This window comes from Burkholderia sp. Nafp2/4-1b, assembly GCF_003635165.1.
In the GTDB taxonomy this organism is placed as follows: domain Bacteria; phylum Pseudomonadota; class Gammaproteobacteria; order Burkholderiales; family Burkholderiaceae; genus Burkholderia.
Genome location: NZ_ML058598.1, coordinates 41,255 through 62,181, shown reverse-complemented (window position 1 = coordinate 62,181; position 20,927 = coordinate 41,255). Strand labels below are relative to the sequence as shown.

Annotated in this window: 18 protein-coding genes and 1 pseudogene; 15 read left to right on the top strand and 4 right to left on the bottom strand. The window is 67.3% G+C overall.

From position 1 onward, the window contains the following. Nucleotides 1-21: 21 nt before the first annotated feature. Both C7H84_RS06280 and C7H84_RS06275 read right to left on the bottom strand, forming a co-directional pair. Complete coding sequence (locus C7H84_RS06280; RefSeq protein ID WP_121857986.1) at nt 22-1,425, bottom strand: MBL fold metallo-hydrolase; 1,404 nt, start codon at nt 1,423-1,425, stop codon at nt 22-24. 447 nt (nt 1,426-1,872) lie between these two features. Beyond that, nucleotides 1,873-2,772, bottom strand: coding sequence for an EamA family transporter (locus C7H84_RS06275; protein WP_121857985.1), 900 nt, complete (start codon nt 2,770-2,772; stop codon nt 1,873-1,875). A gap of 57 nt (nt 2,773-2,829) precedes the next feature. On the opposite strand from C7H84_RS06275, the gene C7H84_RS06270 reads away from it, so the two are divergent. The 4 genes from C7H84_RS06270 to C7H84_RS06255 all read left to right on the top strand — a co-directional run bounded on the left by C7H84_RS06270 (nt 2,830) and on the right by C7H84_RS06255 (nt 5,789). Then, nucleotides 2,830-3,810, top strand: a complete 981-nt coding sequence (locus C7H84_RS06270) for a LysR substrate-binding domain-containing protein (protein WP_121857984.1) — start codon at nt 2,830-2,832, stop codon at nt 3,808-3,810. 161 nt (nt 3,811-3,971) lie between these two features. Then, a complete protein-coding gene (locus C7H84_RS06265) occupies nt 3,972-4,631 on the top strand; it encodes a nitroreductase (protein WP_121857983.1) in 660 nt (219 codons plus the stop codon). A gap of 36 nt (nt 4,632-4,667) precedes the next feature. Then, nucleotides 4,668-5,135 carry a sodium:proline symporter gene (locus C7H84_RS06260; protein WP_121857982.1) on the top strand — a complete coding sequence of 156 codons (468 nt, stop codon included), beginning with the start codon at nt 4,668-4,670 and terminating at the stop codon, nt 5,133-5,135. A 159-nt stretch (nt 5,136-5,294) separates the two neighbouring features. After that, nucleotides 5,295-5,789, top strand: a complete 495-nt coding sequence (locus C7H84_RS06255; protein WP_121858031.1) for a hypothetical protein — start codon at nt 5,295-5,297, stop codon at nt 5,787-5,789. 87 nt (nt 5,790-5,876) lie between these two features. Here C7H84_RS06255 and C7H84_RS06250 read toward each other — a convergent pair whose 3' ends face one another. Further along, on the bottom strand, nt 5,877-6,710 hold the full coding sequence (locus tag C7H84_RS06250; protein WP_121857981.1) for a helix-turn-helix transcriptional regulator: 834 nt from the start codon (nt 6,708-6,710) through the stop codon (nt 5,877-5,879). A gap of 248 nt (nt 6,711-6,958) precedes the next feature. Between C7H84_RS06250 and C7H84_RS06245 the strand changes: the two genes are divergently transcribed. From C7H84_RS06245 to C7H84_RS06205, 9 genes and pseudogenes are all read left to right on the top strand, one after another. After that, the gene (locus tag C7H84_RS06245; RefSeq protein ID WP_121857980.1) at nt 6,959-8,080 is read left to right on the top strand and encodes a polyamine ABC transporter substrate-binding protein; all 1,122 of its coding nucleotides are present in this window, start codon (nt 6,959-6,961) and stop codon (nt 8,078-8,080) included. 68 nt (nt 8,081-8,148) lie between these two features. Continuing rightward, nucleotides 8,149-9,228 (top strand): annotated as a pseudogene (potA, locus tag C7H84_RS06240) (polyamine ABC transporter ATP-binding protein); the annotation flags it as partial. A 10-nt stretch (nt 9,229-9,238) separates the two neighbouring features. Next, entirely contained in the window at nt 9,239-10,222 is a 984-nt protein-coding gene (locus C7H84_RS06235) for an ABC transporter permease subunit (protein WP_121858030.1), read from the top strand. Next, nucleotides 10,219-11,160, top strand: a complete 942-nt coding sequence (locus C7H84_RS06230; protein WP_121857978.1) for an ABC transporter permease subunit — start codon at nt 10,219-10,221, stop codon at nt 11,158-11,160. Before C7H84_RS06235 ends, C7H84_RS06230 begins: the two co-directional genes overlap by 4 nt. A gap of 21 nt (nt 11,161-11,181) precedes the next feature. Next, complete coding sequence (locus tag C7H84_RS06225) at nt 11,182-12,759, top strand: DUF3138 family protein (RefSeq protein ID WP_121857977.1); 1,578 nt, start codon at nt 11,182-11,184, stop codon at nt 12,757-12,759. 26 nt (nt 12,760-12,785) lie between these two features. Beyond that, nucleotides 12,786-14,078 (top strand): FAD-binding oxidoreductase, encoded by a 1,293-nt coding sequence (locus tag C7H84_RS06220; RefSeq protein ID WP_121858029.1) that lies wholly within the window; start codon nt 12,786-12,788, stop codon nt 14,076-14,078. Between the two features lie 54 nt (nt 14,079-14,132). Beyond that, entirely contained in the window at nt 14,133-14,513 is a 381-nt protein-coding gene (locus tag C7H84_RS06215) for a cupin domain-containing protein (protein WP_121857976.1), read from the top strand. Between the two features lie 46 nt (nt 14,514-14,559). Continuing rightward, nucleotides 14,560-15,975 (top strand): amidase family protein, encoded by a 1,416-nt coding sequence (locus tag C7H84_RS06210; protein ID WP_121858028.1) that lies wholly within the window; start codon nt 14,560-14,562, stop codon nt 15,973-15,975. 30 nt (nt 15,976-16,005) lie between these two features. Then, a complete protein-coding gene (locus tag C7H84_RS06205; RefSeq protein ID WP_121857975.1) occupies nt 16,006-17,496 on the top strand; it encodes an aldehyde dehydrogenase in 1,491 nt (496 codons plus the stop codon). A 58-nt stretch (nt 17,497-17,554) separates the two neighbouring features. On the opposite strand, the gene C7H84_RS06200 is transcribed toward C7H84_RS06205, so the two are convergent. Beyond that, entirely contained in the window at nt 17,555-19,408 is a 1,854-nt protein-coding gene (locus C7H84_RS06200) for an ABC transporter ATP-binding protein (protein ID WP_121857974.1), read from the bottom strand. A gap of 248 nt (nt 19,409-19,656) precedes the next feature. Here C7H84_RS06200 and C7H84_RS06195 point away from each other — a divergent pair, with 248 nt between their 5' ends. Together C7H84_RS06195 and C7H84_RS06190 are read left to right on the top strand one after the other, a co-directional pair. Continuing rightward, nucleotides 19,657-20,223 (top strand): TetR/AcrR family transcriptional regulator, encoded by a 567-nt coding sequence (locus C7H84_RS06195; RefSeq protein ID WP_121857973.1) that lies wholly within the window; start codon nt 19,657-19,659, stop codon nt 20,221-20,223. Nucleotides 20,224-20,446: 223 nt separating this feature from the next. Next, nucleotides 20,447-20,872: an organic hydroperoxide resistance protein gene (locus C7H84_RS06190; protein ID WP_121857972.1), complete on the top strand. Its 426-nt coding sequence runs from the start codon at nt 20,447-20,449 to the stop codon at nt 20,870-20,872. The last annotated feature ends 55 nt before the right edge of the window (nt 20,873-20,927 follow it).

Below are 20,927 nucleotides of genomic sequence, written 5' to 3'. Positions count from 1 at the left end.
GCTCGCCGGCATCGCCGTCGGTCAGGACGAAAGCGCGGCGGGTTCTCGCGTGCCGCCTGCTCCGACCTCGTCCAGATCGACCCGCTGCCCGTAAGTCGGCACTTCGCACGGCCAATGCAGGGTCTCCGCAATACGCCGGCGCAATGCGTCCGCGGCGGCCGGTTCGCCATGCGTGACGAACGTCCGCGCGGGCGCACCCTGCATCGTGCCGAGCCACTGGAGAATTTCTTCGTAGTCCGCATGGGCCGACAGCGCGGTGATCGATTCCACCTGCGCCCGCACGCGGACGTATTCGCCGTGAATCTTCAGCGTCGGCTCGTGCGCGGCCAGCGCCGCACCGCGCGTACCGGCGGCCTGGTAGCCGACCAGTGCGATCGTGTTGCGGGCATCGGTCGCATAGCGGCTCAGGTGATGCAGCACGCGCCCGCCGGTCGCCATGCCGCTGCCGGCGATCACGACCATCGGGCCATGATGCTCGGCGATCGCCTTCGACTGGTCGACCGACCGGGTCATCGTCGCCGCGTGGCCGAGCGCGTTCGCTTCGGATGCGGTCAGCCGGTGCTCGAGGATATGGTGGCGATAGATCTCGGTGACGTCCGTCGCCATCGGGCTGTCGAGAAACACCGGCACGCGCGCCATGCGGCCCGACGCCTTCAGCCGCGCGATGTAGTGCAGGATTTCCTGTGCGCGGCCCACGGTGAAGCAGGGCATCACGACGACTCCGCCGCGCGCGAAGGTCTTGTCGAACAGCTCGGCCAGTTCGTTCTCGGGATCCGACGCGGGGTGCAGCCGGTCGCCGTACGTCGATTCGACGACCAGGACATCCGCATGTGCGGGCGGCCGCGGCGGCCGCATGATGGGGTCGTGGTAGCGGCCGAGGTCGCCGGAGAACGCCAGCACCTTGTGATCCCAGTGCATCACGACGCTCGCCGCGCCGAGGATGTGCCCTGCCGGCAGCAGGCGGAACGCGAGGCCGCCGCCCAGCGCCGTGCATTCGTCGAATGCGACGTGCTGCAGCAGACGCGTCGCCCGCTGCGCGTCATCGAACGTGTAAAGCGGTTGCGCCGGATGGTGCTTCGAGTAGCCGTGGCGGTTCGCGAAATCGGCCTCTTCCTCCTGCAGCCGCGCGCTGTCGCGCAGCATGATGTCGCAGAGTTCGGCCGTGGCGGCCGTGCAGTACACGGGCCCGCGATACCCGCCGCGCGCCAGTACCGGCAGATAGCCGGCGTGATCGATATGCGCGTGCGTGAGCACGACCGCATCCAGCGTGTCGGGCGCGAGCGGCAGCGGTTGCCAGTTGCGCAGCCGCAGGTTCTTCGTACCCTGGAACAGGCCGCAATCGACCAGGACGCGCCGGCCGCCGTGCTCCACCAGGTACTTCGAGCCTGTCACGGTTTCCGTCGCACCGAGAAAAGTCAGTTTCATGGAATCGCCTCAGCGGGAGTCGACAGGGCAGTAACTTGATTACATTCCGAACGCGCGCGCGCCGGTTGACCGAAATCAGAAATCGGCCAATCTTCATGCCCGCGGGGACGACGTCTGGCACGCTCGTCGCAGCGATCGAGGCGGCGGCGCTGTCTGCAGCGCGCCGGGCCGGACGGAAGCGCCGCGCCGACCCAGCGTCCCGGAGCGAGTGGGCGGAATGCCGGCGTACGTCGCGGGTCGAGCGGCGTGCATACCCTTCGGCAACCGGCGAGCCGTTACATTACGCAACTAACGGTCGAGTTCGACGGCCCCCGCCGAATGGGGCCGATACAAATCGGCCCAGCGCGCGTTCGGCTCGGCAGAGATACGGGTCCGGCTGGACGTGACGTTACCGGGCTCGCTCGAATCGGGGCTTGCTGAGGCTTGCCGTCCGCTGCGCCCCCGCGCCTACGTCCGTCCACGCAACGCGACGAATATCACGCCCGCGATCGCCAGCAGGCCGCCGCACACCGTCTCGACGCCCGGCCGCTCGCCCGTCAGCACGATCGACAGCACGGTTGCAACCGCTGGCGTCAGATACAGGAAATTGGCGGCGCGCGCCGCGCCGAAGTAGCCGAGTGCGAAGGTCCAGGTCGCGTACCCGAGCGCGGCGGGAAACACACCGAGCACCAGCACGGCGAGCGCCGTATCGTGCGAAGCGTCGCCGCCGAGCGACGCGATCGCGCCGGGCAGCCACGGTGTGAGCAGTACCGCACCGGCCAGCAGCGTATAAGCGGCGCACGGGAGCGCACCGTACACGGGAATCAGCCGCCGCTGCAGCACGAAATAGCTGGCCGAACACAGCGCCGCACCGAGGATCAGCGTGCTGCCGGAGCCGAGCACGAGGCCGCCCGGCTGCCCGTGCGCGATCACCGCGATGCCGGCCAGGCTGACCAGCGAACCGAGCCAGCCCCAGCGATTGAAGCGTTCGCGCAGGAACACCGCAGCGAGCACCGCCGTGAAGATCGGCAGCGTGTTGACGATGAAGCTCGCCGCGCCGGCCGACACGGTTTGCTCGCCGGTATTGAGCAGCGCGTTGTAGAGCGCGATGCCGAGAAAGCCGCAGACGAGAAAGCGCAGCGCATCGCGCGCGGACGGCCTTGGCGGCCGCCGCCACGCGAGCCATGCGAGCACCAGCACGGCCGCGGTCGCGAAGCGGGCGGCCGCGAGCTGCAGCGGCGCGAGCCCGTGCAGCCCGATCCGGATGAACGGGAACGCGGACGCCCACGACACGATCGTGAAGGCCACCGCACCGGCCGCGACGAGCGGCATTCGCGCGTTGCGCGACGGGGAGGAAAGGGTGTTCATGCGGCCATGGTGCGGCGGCGCGAGATGTTAAGCTAGCGCACAGATCAACATGCGGGTATGAATATGGCTCACAGCTCGGGGCAACGCCGGCCCGACGGTTCGGCGCGCGCGCAACGGCGGGTGACGGACGCGCTGTCGGCCATCGCGTCGGTATCTGGCCCGCGGCCGCCGCTCGCGAGCCTGGAGACCGTCTGCACGGTGGCGCGCGAGGGGTCGTTTCTGGCGGCGGCCGAGGTGTCCGGCGTCACGCACGGCGCGATCAGCCGGCGCGTGGCCGCGGTCGAGAACTGGCTGGGCATGGCATTATTCGAGCGTCATGCACGCGGCGTGCGCCTGACGCCGGACGGTCAGCGCTTCGTCGGCCGGATCGAGCAGGCGTTCGCGATCATCGACAGCGCGGCCGACCAGTGGCGCTCGCCGCGCACGCCGCGCCTCGTCAAAATGAGCGTGGTGCCGGCCTTCGCGCAGCTGTGGCTGTTCGACCGACAGAGCGCGCTCGAGAGCGAAGCGCCGGCGCTGCGCATCGAGCTCGGCATCGAACTGCGTAACGTGGATATCGCCGCCGGCGAAGCGGATCTGTCGATCCGCTACGGGCGCGGCAACTGGCGTCAGCTCGAAACCCGCGAGTTCATGCCGGAAACGCTTTATCCTGTCGCGCATCCGCGGCTCGCCGCGCAACTGGCCGCGCTGCGCCGTCGCGGCGGCGATGCCGCGCTGCTCGAGATGCCGCTGCTGCACGACTCCGACGTGACGGGCTGGCGCACCTGGTTCGACGCGCTCGGCATAGCGTTCAAGCCGCGTGCGCAGGATCGCCGCTTCGAGGACTACAACCTGGTGCTCGCGGCGGCTGAAGCGGGGCTCGGCGTGGCGCTCGCGCGCACGCCGCTTGCGGATGCCTATCTGAAGCGCAGCGCGCTCGTGCGCGTGAGCCGCCATGAGGTCGAGTCGCTGCTCCGGTATCACTTCGTGCATGCGAAGGGCGAGAATCGTCCGGAGGTGCTTGCTTTGATGGAGCGCATGCGGGCGGCGCTGGGGTAAACAACAACGGGTGTCGGGACGCGCGACGAGCAGCACATGGACGTCGCCGCGGCTCGACCTGGGATAACGGATCGTCGACAATGCGTCCGCGGAAAACCGCGAGATCCGCAGATGAGCGAAAATCGAACGTCAGAGCCGTTCGAATGCAAAGGAAATGAGGAATGAATAGACCAGACAAGTCGTCGAAAGCGCGTGCGGCGCTCGACCAGCTGTTTTCGGGCATGGCGCCCGCGGACGCGCAGCAGCGCGCGTCGCGTCCGGGCAACCCGTTCGAAGCGGCAGGCGACGCCACCGGCGCCGATGGCCGGGTCGAAGTCACGTTGTCGACGCGCATCCAGCTGCGCGGCTATCCGGGCGCGGATGCGTTCATGAAGCGCATGGCCGAGGCCTGGGGCCTCACGTGGGGCCCGTACGACGCGGTGCGCGCGAGCGCGACGCTGCCGCCCGGCTGGCGCGCGCGCCGGTTGCCGGAAGTCACGCAGATCGTCGACGAGCGTGACGTGCTGCGCGCGGAAAGCAGCCTGCAGGGTGGCGAGATGTCGTATCTGAAGGTGCATCCGCGTTACTACATCGATGCGCGCAAGGGCTTCGGCTGGCGCAAGTCGTCGAAGGCGTCCGACGATCCGGATCTCGACGGTCCCGACTGGAACTGCTACGTGATGGATCGCGAAAAGTCCGTCGAACTGCACGAGCTGACGACGTCGTCGTCGAAGGCCGATATGGACAACGCGCGGGCGACGTTGCTGAAGTGGCTCGACGAGCACTACCCCAAGCATCGCGATCCGTTCGCGTACTGGACGGACTGCGAACGTCCGTTGTAAGTCCGCACGGCGGGCTGTCATCGCGGAGGCGGGCACTTGAAGCCGACCGGTCCGGTTCCGATTCTCGGTGCAGCATTCGGCGCGGCGTTCGGCTCGACGATCATCGAACTGCTGCTCTGGCCGATCGCCGGCGATGACGCGTTTCACAATCTGCTGCGCGACGCACGCCTGACGGCCGCCATCGTGATGGGGCACGCGGTGCTCGGCGGCCCCGCGAGCTTCGATCCGACGATCCTGGGCGTGGCGACGCTCGTGCATGCCGCGCTTTCGCTCGCGTACACGGCCGTGCTGGCGATGCTGATCCGCAATCTGTCATGCGGCGCCGCGCTGCTCGCGGGCGGCGTGTTCGGGGTCGTTCTCTATGGCGTCAACCTGCACGCGTTCACCGCGCTCTTCCCGTGGTTCGTTCCGGTGCGCGGCGCGATCACGCTCGTTGCCCATCTCGTCTTCGGCATGACTGCCGCCGGCATCTACTGCATCGTCCGGCGCTCGCCGCGCGCGTGAGCGCCGGCGGTTCCTGCGTCGCGCTCGCGCATCCCGACCCCTGGAATAACCGGCCATGCACTATCGTTCAATGGTCGGGTGACCCTATACGAAGCGAAGCGGGCGTTGTCAACGGCGCGAAGGGTCGAGCGGTCGGGGGCAACCATGCAGGAGCCGATCATGTGCAACTTGTTTCGATTCGGAATCGGCGTCGTCTGTCTCGGGTCGTCCGTGGCCGCACTGGCGCAAATGTATGACGACTCGGTGGACGAAGGCGCACGTTGCCGGGCAGTCGTCGTGCAGGCGGAAATCGACGGGGCCGAGCAGCAGATGGTCGGGCGCGCGTGCCGTCAGAGCGACGGCTCCTGGCAGATGGAGCAAAGCACGGACGGCAGCATCGTGTGGTATTCGGACACCGGGTATCCGTACGCCGATCCGTGGTACTGGGGGCCGGCCGTATTCGTCGGCACGGGCGCGAGTTTCGTCTTCATCGACCGCTTCCATCACCGCCATCACTTCGACCACTTCGGGCATTTCGGTCACTTCGGTCACTTCGGTCACGGCGGTGGTGTCGTGCATGGCCGCATCGGCGTGCCGATGGGTGGGGGTTTTCACCATGGCCCCACCTTCGTCGGCGGGGAGCACGGCGTCGGCGGCGGGATGCGACGGCATTAGGCCGGCACGCACGGCACGCGTGGCACACCCGGCGGTGAAGGCCGACAGTGTGTCCAAGCTGCCCGACCACGTGCACCCGCCGCGCGCTCACGCAGCGTGTCGACGCGACGCATTCCTCAGCACGAGCGCTATCAGCTGCCGGCGCGAATCGACGCCGAGTTTCGCGAACGCACGCTTCGCGTAGGTATCGACGGTAGACGTCTTGAGCCCCATCGACTGCGCGATCGCCGTCGACGTCATGCCCTGGATGAACGACGCGCACACGTGCATCTCGCGCGCGGTCAGTCGCTCCTGCCACTCCGGAAGCCATTGCGCGACGAGGTCGAGATCGACTTCGTCGCGCGGCGCTTCGTCCGCGCAGGCCGCGCCGAGCAACCGCTTGTGCGCGGACGCCATCGGCAGCACCGCCTGCGACAAGTGTTTCAGGAGGCTCAGTTCCTTCAGCGAAAACGACGGCAACCGCCGCGAGCGCGCGACCGAGATCGAGTAGCGCGTACCGCCCGTCACCCCCGCAATCACGCATTCGTCGTGAATGTCGCCGGCATCGAAGAACAGGTGCCGCAACTCGCTCGCGACCCGCTGCGACGACACCTGCAGCAACTGCATGTCGCTGTCGCTCTCGATGGCCGCGTACGTGACGTCGTCGCTCGCATAGCTGCGGTAGTAGTGGCGCATCACCTGTGCGACGAGTTCGGGCTCACGCCCGAAGCTGCCGATCCAGCCGACGCTGCGCCGGCCCGACGTCACGCAGCGTTCGTAGTCGAGATGCACCGCGTCGAAGTCGACGTAGCGCACGAGCGTGTCGTACACGGCGCGCATGAACTGCGGCGTCCCGATTGCTTGCGCGATGTCACCGAGCGTATCGGTCACGAACGCGACGTGACTCAGCGGGAGGTCGGGGGTGGAAAGCGCAGCGCTCATGGCGTCGAGTATCGAAGAAATCAGGTGGCGCTACAGGTATCACGAATATTTTCGACTGCCTACGCGGGAATCTACCCAAGCGCCCCCGAGCGGCGATGACGTTTGTCCCGGTTTTCAGGACTGACGGTGCGCGCCGCGATCCCTACATTGACCCTTGTGCTGAACACCGCCGGACGGCGATGACGCGAGGCCGGACGCCCGACGCCGATCTCGCGGCACGGCCGATACCCATCACAAGGAGAATCCCCATGCGTGTCCGTTTCCGTCGTCGCGCGGCTTGCCGCGCCGCAATCGTCACGTCGGTGGCGCTGGCCGCCGCGGCCAGCCTGTCCGCCCGTGCGGGCGAGGACAACCTGAACGTGTACAACTGGTCGGCGTACGTCGCGAAGGACACCGTGCCCAATTTCGAGAAGCAGACGGGCATCAAGGTGCGCTACGACAGCTACGACAGCGACGACACGCTGCAGACCAAGCTGCTCGCGGGCAGCTCGGGCTACGACATCGTCGTGCCGACGTCGAACTATCTCGCCCAGCAGATCCAGGCCGGCGTGTACCAGAAGCTCGACAAGTCGAAGCTGCCAAACCTCGCGCATCTCGACCCGGTGCTGATGAAGATGATCGCGAAGGCCGATCCGGGCAATCAGTACGGCGTGCCGTGGGCGTGGGGCACGACGGGCATCGGCTACAACGTGGAGGCGGTGAAGAAGCGGCTCGGCGACAACGCGCCGACCGACAGCTGGGCGCTGCTGTTCGATCCGGCGAACGCGGCGAAGCTGAAGGGCTGCGGCATCTCGCTGCTCGATGCCCCGGACGCCGTATTCGCGGCCGCGCTGCAATACATGGGCAAGGATCCGGCGAGCCGGAACCCGGCCGACTACCAGGCCGCCTACGACGTGTTGAAGAAGATCCGCCCGTACGTGACGCAGTTCAGCTCGGCCGGCTATTCCGACGATCTCGCGAACAACGACGTGTGTGTCGTGCTCGGCTGGTCCGGCGACGTCAGCGTCGCGCGGCGGCGCACGCTCGACGCGAAGCGCTCGTACGAAATCCGCTACGTGAATCCGAAGGAAGGCGGGTTGCTGTGGTTCGACGTGATGGCGATCCCGAAGGATGCGCCGCACCCCGAAGCCGCGCTGAAGTGGATCAACTACATCGAGGAGCCGAAGACCAACGCGGCGATCACGAACGAGATCTTCTACCCGAGCGCGAACAAGGCCGCGAAGGCGTTCGTGACGCCGGCGATCGCGCAGGATTCGAGTATCTACCTGCCGGACGGCACGATCGCGAAGACGGCGCTCGCGATGCCGCGCAGCGCCGACATCGCGCGGATGCAGAACCGTCTGTGGCTGCAACTGAAGTCGGGCGGTTGAGGGCGACGATCATGAACCGCATCGCATCCGCCCCACTGGCCGCCGCGGCCTGCTCGAAAAACGACGCCTTCGTGCGCATCGAAAACGTCGTGAAGAAGTTCGGCGACAGCACCGCCGTCGACAACGTGAACCTGACGATCGCGAAGAACGAGCTGTTCGCGCTGCTCGGCAGCTCGGGCTGCGGCAAGTCGACGCTGCTGCGCATGCTCGCCGGGCTGGAGACGGCCACGTCCGGCAAGATCTTCGTCGACGGCGAAGACCTCGCGTCGCTGCCGCCGTACCGCCGGCCGGTGAACATGATGTTCCAGTCGTACGCGCTGTTTCCGCACATGTCGGTCGAATCGAACGTCGCGTTCGGGTTGAAACAGGAAGGCACGCCGAAGAACGAGATCAAGGAGCGCGTGGCCGACGCGCTCGCGCTCGTGCAGATGAGCAAGTACGCGAAGCGCAAGCCGCATCAGCTGTCGGGCGGCCAGCAGCAGCGCGTCGCGCTCGCGCGTTCGCTCGTCAAGCGCCCGAAGCTGCTGCTGCTCGACGAGCCGATGTCCGCGCTCGACAAGAAGATCCGCCAGAAGACCCAGCTCGAACTCGTGAACATCATCGAGAAGGTCGACGTGACCTGCGTGATGGTCACGCACGACCAGGAAGAGGCGATGACGATGGCGAGCCGCCTCGCGGTGATGAGCGAAGGCAAGATCGTGCAGATCGGCACGCCGGGCGAAGTGTACGAATACCCGAACAGCCGCTTCTCCGCCGAATTCATCGGTTCGACGAACCTGTTCGAAGGCCGCGTGGTCGAGGACGAGCCCGATCACATCTTCGTCGAGAGCGACGACCTCGAGGCGCGCATGTACGTGAGCCACGGCGTGACCGGCCCGCTCGGGATGCCGGTGGGCATCTCGGTACGCCCGGAGCGCGTGCACGTATCGCGCGACAAGCCTGGCTCGCATCACAACTGGGCGCGCGGCGTCGTGACCGACATCGCGTACATGGGCAGCTACTCGCTGTATCACGTGCGTCTGCCGAGCGGCAAGACGGTCGTGTCGAACCTGTCGAGCTCGCACCTGCTGCACGACGGTGCGCCGTCGTGGAACGACGACGTGTTCGTGTCGTGGTCGCCGGCAAGCGGCGTCGTGCTGACGCAGTGAGGGAGACATGATGAGAACCTCCGCCTCTACCCCGTCCGCGCCGGTTGCAGCCGGCGCAGCAAGCACCGACGCCGGCCACGCGCTCCGCGGCCGCTTCACCGCGCTGTCGCGCTTCCTGCCGTCGGGCCGCCGCATCGCGATCGGCGTGCCGTTCCTGTGGCTCGCGGTCTTCTTCGCGCTGCCGTTCGTGCTCGTGCTGAAGATCAGCTTCGCGGAACAGATGCTCGGCATCCCGCCGTACACAGCGCTCGCGCGGCTGGAAGCCGGCACGCTGCAGGTCGCGTTGTCGCTGAAGCATTACGCGTTGCTGCTGCAGGACGACCTGTACCTGAAAACCTACGTCAGTTCGCTGAAGATGGCCGCCGCGTCGACGCTGATGTGTTTGCTCGCCGGTTACCCGATCGCGTACTGCATTGCCCGCGCGACCCCGGCGCGCCGCAACCTGCTGATGATGGCCGTGATGCTGCCGTTCTGGACGTCGTTCCTGATTCGCGTCTATGCGTGGGTCGGGATCATGAAGGACGACGGCCTGCTCAATCGCGCGCTCGCCGCCATTGGTCTGATCGCGACGCCGCTGCGCCTTTATCACACCGATGCGGGCGTCTACATCGGCATGGTGTATTCGTACCTGCCGTTCATGGTGATGCCGCTCTACGCGCACCTCGTGAAGCTGGACCTCACGCTGCTCGAGGCGGCGCACGATCTTGGCGCGACGCCGTGGTCCGCGTTCTGGCGCATCACGCTGCCGCTGTCGCGCAACGGGATCGTTGCAGGCAGCCTGCTGGTGTTCATTCCGGCCGTGGGCGAATACGTGATTCCCGAACTGCTCGGCGGTGCGAACACGCTGATGCTCGGCCGCGTGATGTGGGACGAGTTCTTCAACAACATGGACTGGCCGATGGCGTCCGCGGTGACGGTGACGATGGTGGCGCTGCTGCTCGTGCCGATGGCGCTGCTCCATTACAGCCAGGCCGAAGCGGAGGGGCGCTCATGATCCGCGCGAATCGCCTGTTGTCGGTCTGCGTGCTCGGCACGGGCTTCCTGTTCCTGTACGTCCCGATCATCAGTCTCGTCGTCTATTCGTTCAACGCGTCGAAGCTCGTGACGGTGTGGTCCGGCTTCTCGTTTCGCTGGTACGGCGCGCTGCTGCACGACGGCGAACTGCTGGCGGCCGCATGGCTGTCGCTGAAGATCGCGCTGCTGACGGCGACCGCGTCCGTTGCGATCGGCACGTGGGCGGGCTTCGTGCTGGCCCGCATGGGGCGCTTTCGCGGCTTTACGCTCTATGCGGCGATGATCAACGCGCCGCTGGTGATTCCCGAAGTGATCCAGGGCATCTCGTTGCTGCTGCTGTTCGTCGCGATGCAGCAGACCTTCGGCTGGCCGGCCGGGCGCGGCTGGCTGACGATCTGGATCGGCCACGTGATGCTGTGCCTGTCGTTCGTCGCCGTGATCGTGCAGTCGCGCGTGAAGGAGCTCGACCGCTCCATCGAGGAAGCCGCGCTCGATCTCGGCGCGCGGCCGCTGAAAGTGTTCTTCGTGATCACGCTGCCGCTGATCGCCCAGGCGCTGGTGTCGGGCTGGTTGCTCGCGTTCACCGTGTCGATCGACGACGTGATTCTTTCCGCGTTCCTGTCGGGCCCCGGCTCGACGACGCTGCCGCTCGTCGTGTTCTCGCGCGTTCGGCTCGGACTCAACCCGGAGATGAACGCGCTCGCGACGGTATTCATCGCGATCGTGACGATCGGCGTATTCGTCGTGAACCGCGCGATGCTGGCCCGCGAGCGACGGCAGGTCCGCGACGCCCGGGCGTGGCACGCGGGCGCTGCGCCGGACGAGCCGGCTGCGTCGTCCGCGTCGCCCGCGTCGCCCCCCGTCCGTCCGTCGGCCGCACATAGTCGGCAAGACCCCGCACCGCATCCCGTGAAGTGAAGAACGACAAGGAGACATTGAATGAAAAAGAAGATGCTCGGCGTGCTGATCGCCGGTGCGTTGCCGGGGCTGGCCGTCGCGAGTTCGAGCGCCGACCAGATCCGGGCGCTGCAGCAGCAGCTCGCGGTGCTGCAGCGGCAAATGAGTGCGCTGCAATCGCAACTCGCCGCGAAACCGGCCGCCGCGCCCGCAGTTGCGTCGGTAGTTGCGCCGGCGGCGGCAAGTGCGGCCGTCGCTGACCCGTCCGCGCCCGGCTACGGGCAGGCCCCGGCCGTGCTGACCAACGACGACGTGACCGAAATCCGCCAGCAGGTCGCCAACCAGCAGCTGAAGGTCGACTCGTTGACCGACGCCGCGCGCACCGGCCCGATCGCGGGGCTGTCGGTGACCGGCTACCTCGATCCGACCTACGTGTACAACCGCGGCGCCGGCACGTCGTCGTTCCAGTTCGCGAACCACGAGAGCGCCTACACGTACTACAACAGCACGTTCGGCGACGTGTTCCTCGACATCAAGAAGACCTTCGGCGTCGGGCCGACCGCGCCGTCCGCCGAAATCACGCTGATGCCGAACCGCGGCGCCGGCTTGTCGATGATGACGGGCAGCGGCGCCAGCGGCCTCGACATCGTGAATACGGCGATCGTCACGGTGCCGCTGTCGGGCACGACCGCGTTCATCGGCGGCCTGGTGCTCGGGTTCGGCGGCTACGAGTACCAGCAGTCGAACCAGATGCTCGCGCTCACGCACAACCTGCTGTACGACTTCTCGGATCCCGGTTCGTCGATCGGCGCGGGCATCAACTACCTGAGCCCGAGCGGCCAGTGGGCATGGAAATTCTTCGTCGGCAACGAGCAGTTCCGCAGCGCGGGCGCGATCACGCGGACCGGCGTGAACGCGCTCGGCGATCCGATCACGACGAGCAACAAGGTGCCGACCTTCACCGCGCGCGTCGACTACCTGCGCGGCAGCGCGCTCGATATCGGCGGCTCGATCAACATCGGCCGCCAGACGCTGCCGAGCGCGATCGACCCGGCCACCGGCAACGTGCATTACGGCGTGGGCGGCAATGCACCGAGCGCATACGGTGCGTTCTTCTTTGCGGAAGCCGATGCGACCTACACGCTCGCCGATGCGCAGTACAACGCCGAGTTCGACTATGGCCAGCAGCAGCACGGCGCGTTCAACGGCGGCCTGGCGCAGTGGTTCGGGTTGTCGCTGCTCGCGCATCGCAAGTTCAACGTACCGGTGGTCGGCCGCATGGGCGCGACGCTGCGCTACGACCTGCTCGTGAACCGCAGGAACGGCGGCGGCGGATCGTCGATCGGGCTGAACGGCAACGGGATGGACCCGTACAACGGCTTCGGGATCGACGCGGACTGCCTTGCGACGTCGAAGGCGAACGGCGGGGTCGGCTTCGAGTGCAAGGGCGCCACGCGGCAGGCGGCCGCGTTCGACCTGCTGTTCTATCCGGCCCAGCTGGTGACGGTCAAGGTCGAGTACCGGCACGACTGGGCCAGCAACAAGGTCTTCCTGCGCCACGACGGGTCGTACGCGAAGTCGAACGACCTGCTCGCGACCCAGCTCATCTACGCGTTCTGACGCGACGACGATCGCGAATGTCACTCATGCTCAAGTTCGAAAATCAGCAACATGTTCAGTCGTACTACGCAGATACCGCCAACGACCGGACCCGTCATCCGTCGCTCGACGGCGCCGTGTCGGCCGACGTGTGCGTGATCGGCGGCGGGCTCACCGGCCTGTCCGCCGCGCTCGATCTCGCGGAGCGCGGCCATTCGGTCGTGCTCGTCGAGGCGTCGCGGATCGGCTGGGGCGCCAGCGGCCGCAACGGCGGCCAACTGATCGCCGGGTACTCGTGCGACATCGATACGTTCGCGGCCCATCTGCCGGAAGACGACGTGCGGCGGATCTGGGCGATGGGGCTCGAATCGGTCGATATCGTCAGGCAGCGCGTCGAGCGATACGGCATCGATTGCGACCTCACCCTCGGTTATTTGACGGCCGCGAACAAGCAGCGCCACATCGACGCGCTGCGCAAATGGCGCGACGCCGCCGCGAAACGCTTCGGCTATCGCGGCTATGAAATCGTCGAGCGTGCCGACATGCAGCGCTTCGTCGTATCGGATCGTTACGTCGGCGGCCTGCGTCACGAAGGCAGCGGCCACCTGCATCCGCTGAACTACACGCTCGGCCTCGCGCGCGCGGCGCGCGCGGCCGGCGTGACGATCCACGAGGACACGCCGGCGCTCGCGCTCGATCGTGCCGCGCCATACCACCGCGTCAGATGCGCGCGCGGGCACGTGGACGCACGTTACGTCGTGCTGGCCGGCAATGCATACCTTGGGCAGCTGGCGCCCGCGCTCGCACGCAAGATCATCCCGGTGGCGACCTACCTGATCGCGACAGAGCCGCTCGGCGACGCGCGCGCGGCCGCGACGATGCCGGCCAATGCGGCGATCAGCGACTGCAATTCGGCGCTCGACTATTTCCGGCTGACGCGCGACCGCCGGTTGCTGTGGGGCGGCAAGGCGAGCAGTTCGACGCACACGCCGCGCGATCTCGCGACGGCGATGCGGCGCGACATGCTGAAGACGTTCCCGCGGCTGGCCGACGTGAGGATCGACTACGCGTGGGGCGGCCTGATCGACGCGACGATGAATCGCGCGCCGCATTTCGGCCGGCTCGAGCCTACCGTGTATTTCGCGCAGGGCTTCTCCGGACACGGCGTAAACGTGACCGGCCTCGCCGGGCGGCTGATCGCCGAAGCGGTCGATGCACAGGCGGCGCGTTTCGACCTGTTCGGCCGCATTCGTCATCGCGATTTTCCCGGCGGCCGCGCGCTGCGCACGCCGCTGCTCGCGCTCGCGATGGCGTGGCACCGGACGATGGACCTGCTTTGACGCATGCGGCAACGCATCGTTTTGAACCCACTCACTCATCCGCTGGAGGCATTCATGACTCACGTCACCCATCTCGTCGACCTGATGCAGGCGCCGGCCCGGCTCACGCAAAGCCGTGTGCCGGCCGGGCTGCTGCTCGACGGCAATCCGATGCAGACACTGTCGCATCACTACATCAGCCCGTGCGGGCAATTCAGTTGCGGAATCTGGGAATGCACGCCTGGGCGCTGGACGATCGACTACGACGAATCCGAGTACTGCGAGATGTTGAGCGGCGTCGCGATCGTGCGCGATGCGGATGGCGGCGAGCGCGTGCTGCGCGCCGGCGACCGTTTCGTGATTCCGCCGGGCTTTCGCGGCACGTGGGAAGTCGTCGAGACGTGCCGGAAAATCTACGCGTCGCATGCGCCGCAGGCCGCGCCGTCATGTGCGTAGCGCGCGGCCGATCCTGCTCAATCCCATCATCAACGAGGAGCATTCCATGACCCAGGAACTGTGGCGTCTGAGCGCGGCCGAGATGGCCGCGTACGTCGTGACGCGCGACGTATCGTCGACCGAACTCGTACACAGCTGCCTGCAGCGGCTCGAACAGGTGAATCCCGTCATCAACGCGATCGTCGACGTGCTGGCCGACAGCGCGTTGCAGGCCGCGTCTGAAGCCGACGCCGCGATTGCGCGCGGCGCGAGCGTCGGCCCGCTGCACGGCGTGCCGGTGACCGTGAAAATCAATGTCGATACGGCAGGCCGCGCGACGACGAACGGCGTGCGCGCGTTCGCGGATCTGGTCGCGCACGCAGACAGCCCGGTGACCGCGAACCTGCGCCGCGCCGGTGCGATCGTGATCGGGCGCAGCAATGCGCCGGCGTTCTCGTATCGCTGGTTCACCGACAACGACCTGCACGGCCGCACGGCGAATCCGTGGAATCCGGCGCTGACGCCAGGCGGCTCCAGCGGCGGCGCGGCCGCGGCGGTTGCCGCCGGTATCGGCGCGATCGCGCACGGCAACGATCTCGGCGGCTCGATCCGCTACCCGGCTTACGCATGCGGCGTCGCGGGGCTGCGGCCGAGCACCGGCCGCGTGCCGGCCTACAACCCCACGCAATCGCGGGACCGTACGCTCGCCGTGCAGCTCGCGTCCGTGCAGGGCCCGCTGGCGCGCACGGTGGGCGACCTGCGCATCGCACTGGATGCAATGGCGGCCGGCGACGCACGCGACGCGTGGTGGATGCCGGTTGCGCCGGCCGGTCGCGACGCGGCGTTCCCGACACGCGTCGCCGTGTGTCCGGCGCTGCCCGGCGTGCCGTCCGACCCGGTGGTCGTCGATGCGGTCCGGCAGGCGGCGCGCTGGCTCGAAGAGGCCGGCTGCATCGTCGAGGAGGCGGAGCCGCCGCGGATCGCCGAAGCGTGCGCGCTGTGGCTGGACCTCGTGACCAACGAAGCAGGCAGCGGACTGGGCGACGTAATCATGCAGCACGGCGACGCGGCGATCCGGACCGCGTTCACGAGCCAGCGCAACCTCGCGGCGCCGCTCGACCTGGCCGGCTACGTGAACGGGCTCGCGCGGCGCACCGCGCTGTTGCGCGACTGGCAGCAGTTCTTCGTGCGTTACCCGCTGCTGCTGATGCCGGTGTCGTGCGCGCAGCCGTTCGCGATCGATGCCGATCAGCACGGCGACGACGCGATGCGCGACATCGTCGCCATGCAAGGGCCGCTGCTGGCGACCGCGCTGCTCGGGCTGCCGGGGCTGTCGGTGCCGACCGGCGTGCGCGACGGCGTGCCGACGGGCGTGCAGCTCGTCGCCGGACGCTTTCAGGAGGCGCTGTGCCTCGCCGCCGGCGAAGCGATCGAGGCGCGCGCCGGAACGTTCACGCCCATCGATCCGGTGCCCGGATCGTGATGGCCGACCTTTGACGAAAACGGAATTCCCATGAATCCATCCACTTTCGAAGACTGGCAGGCCCGTGCGGCCGTGCTGCGGATCGAAGCGCGCGCGTTCATCGATGGCGACGTGCGCGCCGCGCACAGCGGCGCTACTTTTGCATGCGTGAGTCCGATCGACGCTCGCGTGCTCGCGCAGGTGGCCGACTGCGGTGCCGACGACGTCGATGCGGCCGTCGCGGCCGCGCGTCGCGCATTCGACGCGCAGGCGTGGGCCGGCATGAATCCGCGTGCGCGCAAGGCCGTGCTGCAGCGCTGGGCGGCGCTGATGCGCGAGCATTGCGACGAACTCGCGCTGCTCGAGACGCTCGACACCGGCAAGCCGATCGCCGATACCACGGCCATCGACGTGCCGGCCGCCGCGCATTGCGTCGACTGGTATGCCGAGGCCATCGACAAGGTCGGCGGCGAGGTCGTGCCGGCCGACCGTCATCTGGTCGGGTTCGTCACGCGCGAGCCGATCGGCGTCGTCGCGGCGGTCGTGCCGTGGAATTTCCCTCTGCTGATGGCCGCGTGGAAATTCGCGCCGGCGCTCGCTGCCGGCAACAGCGTGGTGCTCAAGCCCTCCGAGAAATCGCCGCTGACCGCGATCCGCGTCGCGCAGCTCGCGTGCGACGCCGGCATGCCTCCCGGCGTGTTCAGCGTCGTGCCGGGCGGTGCCGAGCCGGGCCGGCTGCTCGCGCTGCATCGCGACGTCGACTGCATCGCGTTCACCGGTTCGGCGCGCACCGGGCAGCAGATCATGGCGTGCGCCGCGCAGTCGAACCTGAAGCGCGTGTGGCTCGAACTGGGCGGCAAGTCGCCGAACATCGTGCTGCCCGATTGCCCCGATCTCGATCGGGCCGCGCAGGCGGCCGCCGATGCGATCTTCTTCAACATGGGGGAAGTCTGCACGGCGGGTTCGCGCCTGCTCGTGCATCGCGATATCAAGGATGCGTTCGTCGACAAGCTGGTTGCCGCGTCGCGGCGTTTCGCGCCCGGACACCCGCTCGATCCGGCGGTGGCGATGGGCGCGATCGTCGATCGCGTGCAACTCGAGCGCGTGATGCGCTACATCGGCATCGGCCGGGACGAGGGGCGCCTCGTGACGGGCGGCGCGCGCGTGCGCGAGGAGACGGGCGGCTTCTACGTGGAGCCGACCGTGTTCGACGTCGACGCGCACGCGACGATTGCACGCGAGGAGATCTTCGGGCCGGTGTTGTCGGTGATCGCGTTCGACGACGTCGATTCGGCCGTGCGCATCGCCAACGACACCGAGTACGGGCTCGCGGCGGCCGTCTGGTCGGCCGATATGGCGACGGCGCACACGGTCGCGCGCCGGCTGCGCGCCGGTACCGTCTGGGTCAATTGCTATGGCGACGGCAGCGACGACATGAACTTCCCGTTCGGCGGCTACAAGCAGTCGGGCAACGGTCGCGACAAGTCGCTGCATGCGCTCGACAAATACACCGAGCTGAAATCGACGATCGTGCGGCTGTGATGTCAACGCGGCGGCAGGCTGACGGCGTTTGCTCGCGTGCCTGGCCGCCGCGCCCGCGTTACTGCTCGGCCCCTTCCGCGTCGGCCGTTTCGCCGAGGAAACCGCCGCTCTGGTGCGCCCACAGCGCCGCGTAGATGCCGCCGGCCTGAAGCAGCTGCTGGTGCGTGCCTTCCTCGACGATGCGGCCTTCGTCGAGCACGATCAGCCGGTCCATTGCCGCGATCGTCGACAGCCGGTGCGCGATCGCGATCACCGTCTTGCCGCTCATCAGGCTGTCGAGGCTGCGCTGGATCGCGACCTCGACTTCCGAGTCGAGCGCGCTCGTCGCTTCGTCGAGCACGAGGATCGGTGCGTCCTTGAGCATCACGCGCGCGATCGCGACGCGCTGCCGCTGGCCGCCCGACAGCTTCACGCCGCGCTCCCCGACCTCGACGTCGTAGCCGCTGCGCCCGTGCCGGTCGCGCAGCCGTTCGATGAAATCGGACGCTTCGGCCCGCACGGCCGCGTCCTGCATCTCGCGCTCGGTCGCATTGGGGCGGCCGTACAGCAGGTTCTCGCGCATCGTCCGGTGCAGCAGCGACGTATCCTGCGTGACCATCCCGATCGCCGCGCGCAGGCTGTCCTGCGTCACGTGCGCGATGTCCTGCCCGTCGATCCGGATCGTGCCGCCGTCGACGTCGTAGAAGCGCAGCAGCAGGTTCACGAGCGTCGACTTGCCGGCGCCCGAGCGGCCGATCAGGCCGATCCGTTCGCCCGGCCGGATCGTCAGGTTCAGCCCGTCGAACACCGGCGTGTCGTTGTCGTCGTGCGCGAAGCGCACGTCGTCGAACACGATGCCGCCGCGCTGCACGACCAGCGCCTTCGCATCGGGCGCGTCGACCACGCTGCGCACCTTCGTCAGCGTGTTGATACCGTCCTGGATCGTGCCGACGTTCTCGAACAGCTCCGTCATCTCCCACATGATCCAGTGCGAATAGCTCGACAGGCGCAGCGCCATCGCGATCACGGCCGCGACCACCCCCGCGCTCGCTTCGCCGTGCAGCCACAGATAGAGCGCGAGGCCGCTCGAGCCGACCAGCAGCAGCGTCGACAGCAGGTGGTTGACGACCTCGAACGCGCTGACGAGCCGCATCTGCGCGTCGCCGGTCGCCTTGAACGCCTCCATCGCGCGGCGCGCGTGGTCGGCTTCGCGGCGCGTGTGCGAGAACAGCTTCACCGTCGTGATGTTCGAATAGGCGTCGGTGATGCGGCCCGTCATCAACGCGCGCGCGTCCGCCTGCTGGCTGCCGACGCGCCCGAGGCGCGGCACGAAGTACGCACAGGCGGCGCCGTAGCCGAGCGCCCACAACACGAGCGGAATCATCAGCCGCCAGTCGAAGCTGGCCGCGAGCGCGAGAATGCCGATCAGGTACGCGGCGACGCCGATCACGACGTCGACCGACATGAACAGCGCGTCGCGCACCGCGAGCGCGGTCTGCATGATCTTGGTCGTCACGCGGCCCGCGAACTCGTTCGCGTAGAACGACAGGCTCTGATCGAGCATCAGCCGGTGAAACAGCCAGCGCAGCCGCATCGGGAAGTTGATCGCGAGCACCTGGTGCTTGACCATCGTATGCAGCGCGATCAGCAGCGTGCTGCCCGCGAGGATCGCAGCGAAGCCGGCGAGCGTGCCGAAATGGCGGCCGCCGAAGTCGGCCGGCGTCGCGGACGACAGCCAGTCGACCACGCGCCCCATCATCGCGAACAGCGCGGCCTCGTAGGCGGCGAGCGCGGCCGAGGTCAGCGCGATCAGCAGGATCCAGCCGCGCGCGCCTTTCGTGCACGCCCAGACGAACGAGAAGAACCCCTTCGGCGGCGTGGCGGGATCTTCGAGCGGGAATGTCGGCAGGCGCCGTTCAAACCACGAAAACATTGAAACCTCTCCTTGATGCCGCGCGGGCGGGCGGCCCGGCGGTCTGGCGTGTGCGGTGAACGGCGCGATATTGGCGGTTCGGCTGCGAGTGTCGCATCGATTCGATTCGGCTGCAGGCCGGTTGTAAGCAGGCAGCCGGTGTGCGGGACGGGGCCTGCTGTCGGGGCGGGGAATTCCCACCGCAGCGCGCATCGTCGTATTAAAAAAAATGCTTGACTGTCTATCTACGAGTAGATAAAGTTCGATCCATGGAAACGAAACCGACCGTCCGCGAACAGATTCTCGACCACGCGATCACGCTGATGATGCTGCGCGGTTACAACGGCTTCAGCTATCGAGACCTGTCCGATCTGGTGGGCGTGAAGACGTCGAGCATTCACTACTACTTCCCGTCGAAGGACGATCTCGTGCTGGAAGCGGTGGCGGACTATAGCGACGAAGTCCTCGCGGCCATGCGGGCGATCGATCCGGCGTTGCCGGCCGACGTGAAGTTGAGCCTGTACACGAAGCTGTTCGGCCGGACGCTTGGCGACGGCAACCAGATCTGTCTGTGCGGGATGCTGGCGGCCGATATCGAATCGCTGCCAGATAGCGTTCGGCAGGCGGTCCAGGCGTTCTTCAAGGCCAACGAGAGCTGGCTTGCCGCATTGCTGGCGCAGGGCGCGCAGGAAGGCACGCTGCAGTTCAGCGGCAAGCCCGAAACGGCCGCGCGCACGTTGTACGCGGCGTTCCAGGGCAGCGTGCTGGCCAGCCGGCTGTTTCACACCCGGGCGCGCCTCGAGGATGTCGAGGCAGTCTGGAAGGCCCGGTCCTGACCGACGGGGCAAGCAGTAAGGCGGTTCGCCGCCTTTTTATTGAATCTCATTATCTATCTGATGGTAGATAGGGAATTGGAGCAGGTGGATCCGCCACCTGCATTTTTTGGGGACGTTTATCTACCTATGAGTAGATAAATAAATGCGATTCGGACGATACCGACATCGCCTCGCAGTCCCGAGTTGCAACGCTGTTTCTCTCACTGTTGAAAAGGAGTCTGTGATGTCGATCGAAAAAGTGCTGTACCGCGCCCATGCAAAAGCCACCGGCGGCCGTGACGGCCGTGCCACGGTGCCCGAAAGCGGCCTTGACCTGAAGCTCACCACGCCGCGCGAACTCGGCGGCGCAGGCGGCGCCGGCGCGAACCCCGAACAACTTTTCGCGGCCGGCTACAGCGCGTGCTTCATCGGCGCGATGAAGTTCGTCGCGGCGCGCGACAAGATCGCGATCCCCGCGGACGCCGCGATCGAAGGCAGTGTCGGCATCGGTGCGATTCCGAACGGCTTCGGCATCGAAGTCGAGCTGAAGATTTCGCTGCCCGGCCTCGACCGCGAGATCGCGCAAACGCTGATCGAGCGCGCGCACGTCGTCTGCCCGTATTCGAACGCGACGCGCGGCAACATCGACGTCACGCTGACGCTCGTCTGATCCATCGGACTACGAACAACCGAACCTCATTCACCGATCAAATCCGGGAAATCCA